Origin of the sequence: Microbulbifer sp., assembly GCF_051659245.1 — a bacterium.
Classification (GTDB): domain Bacteria; phylum Pseudomonadota; class Gammaproteobacteria; order Pseudomonadales; family Cellvibrionaceae; genus Microbulbifer.
Map to the genome: position 1 here is coordinate 1 of NZ_JBOFOC010000109.1, position 2,394 is coordinate 2,394.

A 2,394-nucleotide genomic window follows, 5' to 3' on the forward strand; every position below is an offset into this window, starting at 1 on the left:
GATCTCACTTCGTAGCACAGACTGATCGCGGCCATGGGCCGCTCCTACAAAGGGGCAGGGTACCGAAAAGGAGGTTTGCCTGAGCGCCACCGTCAAACAACTGCGCGCCTTCGTCACCGCCGCCAGGACCCGCAGCCTGGCCGAGGCCAGCGCCCAGTTGCATATCTCCCAGCCGGCACTGTCGGTGGCGATCCGCAATCTGGAGTCCGCCACCGGTGGGCCGCTGTTCAATCGCGACAGCCGCCAGCTGGCACTGACGCCGGAGGGACGGGAATTCCTCGACCGCGCCGAACAGCTGCTGCGCACCTGGGACCAGTCGCTGGATGCCATCCAGCAGCGTTTCCGGCTGCAGCGCGGGCAGCTGTCGCTGGCGGTGATCCCCGCCTTTGCCTTCAATCGACTACCCGACCTCCTGGCGCGGTTTCACAGCCTGCACCCGGAAATCAACATCCTGCTCGAGGATATCGTGATGGAGCGGGTGCTGGAGGCGGTATTGGAAGGGCGTGTGGAGCTGGGCATCAGCTTCAGACCGGACGACCTGGCGGGGCTGGAATTTGTACCCTGCAGTGGGGATCGTTTTATCGCCGTGCTGCCGCCGGGCCACCCACTGGCACGGCGGAAGTCCCTGCACTGGGCGGACCTGGCGACGGAACCTTTTATCGCGATGAACCGCGGCTCCGCGGTACGCCGCCGGACCGACCTGGCCTTTGAGCACAGCGGAAAAACGGTGCGCCTGTTGTGCGAGGCCAACCAACTCAGCAGTATCGGCCAATTGGTCAATGGGGGCCTGGGGGTGAGCGCGGTGCCCAGCCTGTGCGAAAGCCAGATGCGCGACTGTGGGTTGAAATGCCTGCCGCTGTCAGAGCCGGTGGTGGCACAGCAGGTCGGTGTACTACTGCGCAGCCGGGGAGACATCTCGGCGCCGGCACAGGCCTTTCTCGAGTTGGTCACCGGCGGGCCGAGGGAACAACCGCCCTCCTCCGCTCAGCCGGGCGAACGCAAATAGAGACGAACATTCTTGAGCAGATCCCAGGCGGTTATCACAAGCAAGATGCCGGTGATGATCCGCCAGTTCTTCAATGGCATTTCCCACTGCTCGGCAGCCGTATCGCCCCACTGAAAAGTGAATACCTGCTCCAGGTTGAACAGCAGCGCGAGCAGCAGCAGCCAGCCGGCATTGAGGAAAGCGTCGGCGACCAGCTTCCCCCGGGTCCAGTAGGGGGAGGACAACTTGCCCAGGGCCATCAGAATGCTGAGCCCCGCAGCGATATTCAACCAGGGCAGCAGCGTCTGCACTCCGTCGCTAAAGACAAACATGGTACCGCCCTGCAGCGAGGTAAAGACATCGTTCAGCCACGCCATAAAGAGCAGTATCGCGACCAGCTCGGCCGCGCTTTCGAACTGGCTGATGCGATGGTCCGGGTCGGCGATCCGCGGCAGTTTGCGCGGATCCCATTTGCCGAAGAAATCGCTGTAGCTGATGCTCTCGCCGGTCAGGTAAAAGCCGAGGGTCACCCAGGCAAAGCTGTGCAACCCGGCGTCGAAAGTGCCGGTCAGCCAATGCAGGGCGGCGCGGGTAAAGTCCGGCTCCGGCTGGCTGAACAGCCCGAGCGCGATGACGACACCGTTGGCGATGATCACCGCCAGGAACACCCATTTCAGCACCTGGATATACAGAGGGAAAAGAGCCTCGCTGACCAGGGTCCTGCGCGGCCGGTAGGCCGCTGCCACCTCCATCGGGTGCCCCTTCCGTTTCAACAGGCCCAGCACTTCCGCCTCCGTCGGTGCGCGCCCCAGGCTTTCGGCCATGTCGTCGCACTGGTCCCGCAAGTCCGAGTAGAGTTCACTGCCGACGTCTTCCCGCATCCCGCCCGGCAGATAGGTTTTCACGTTATCGACATAGCGTTGCAGCCAATCCATCACGTTTTCTCCCCGAGTTGTTCAATGGCGCCGTTGAGCTTCCGCCACTCCGCCGCCATCTGTTGCAGGGCGGTTTCGCCGTCTTCACTGATTCGGTAGAAGCGCCTTTTGCGGCCGTCCTGGAGCTTCCACTCGCTGGTCAATAGCCCCTGGTCCTCCAGCCGCCTGAGCAGCGGATAGAGAGTTCCCTCGTCCATTTCCAGGCCAATGGCGGCCAAGCGTTTGCGCAGGGAATAGCCGTAATGGGAACTGCCCAGCGCCCGCAGCACAGCCAGGATCACCACCCCGCGGCGCATTTCCATAATCAGTTTGTTCAGACGGTCCGGCGCAAGTGTCACCTCGTCCTCCATACTGTGTGTCACACAGTACATACTGTGCACCGCACAGTAGCCGAATGCAAGAGTCTAACCGCTACTCTCAGGGAACGTGCGTTGGCTTAAGGGAACCACTCTGTAGGAGCGGGCCATGACCGCG

The 2,394-nt window shown here is 62.5% G+C and carries 3 protein-coding genes; 1 reads left to right on the forward strand and 2 read right to left on the reverse strand.

Annotated features, from left to right (window positions below):
• Nucleotides 1-100 precede the first annotated feature (100 nt).
• Nucleotides 101-1,006 carry a LysR family transcriptional regulator gene (locus tag ACRC0P_RS11595; RefSeq protein ID WP_438631037.1) on the forward strand — a complete coding sequence of 302 codons (906 nt, stop codon included), beginning with the start codon at nt 101-103 and terminating at the stop codon, nt 1,004-1,006.
• On the opposite strand, the gene ACRC0P_RS11600 is transcribed toward ACRC0P_RS11595, so the two are convergent.
• Nucleotides 985-1,920 (reverse strand): hypothetical protein, encoded by a 936-nt coding sequence (locus ACRC0P_RS11600; protein WP_438631033.1) that lies wholly within the window; start codon nt 1,918-1,920, stop codon nt 985-987. The genes ACRC0P_RS11595 and ACRC0P_RS11600 overlap by 22 nt on opposite strands.
• Entirely contained in the window at nt 1,920-2,282 is a 363-nt protein-coding gene (locus tag ACRC0P_RS11605; protein WP_438631035.1) for a PadR family transcriptional regulator, read from the reverse strand. Before ACRC0P_RS11605 ends, ACRC0P_RS11600 begins: the two co-directional genes overlap by 1 nt.
• Nucleotides 2,283-2,394 lie beyond the last annotated feature (112 nt).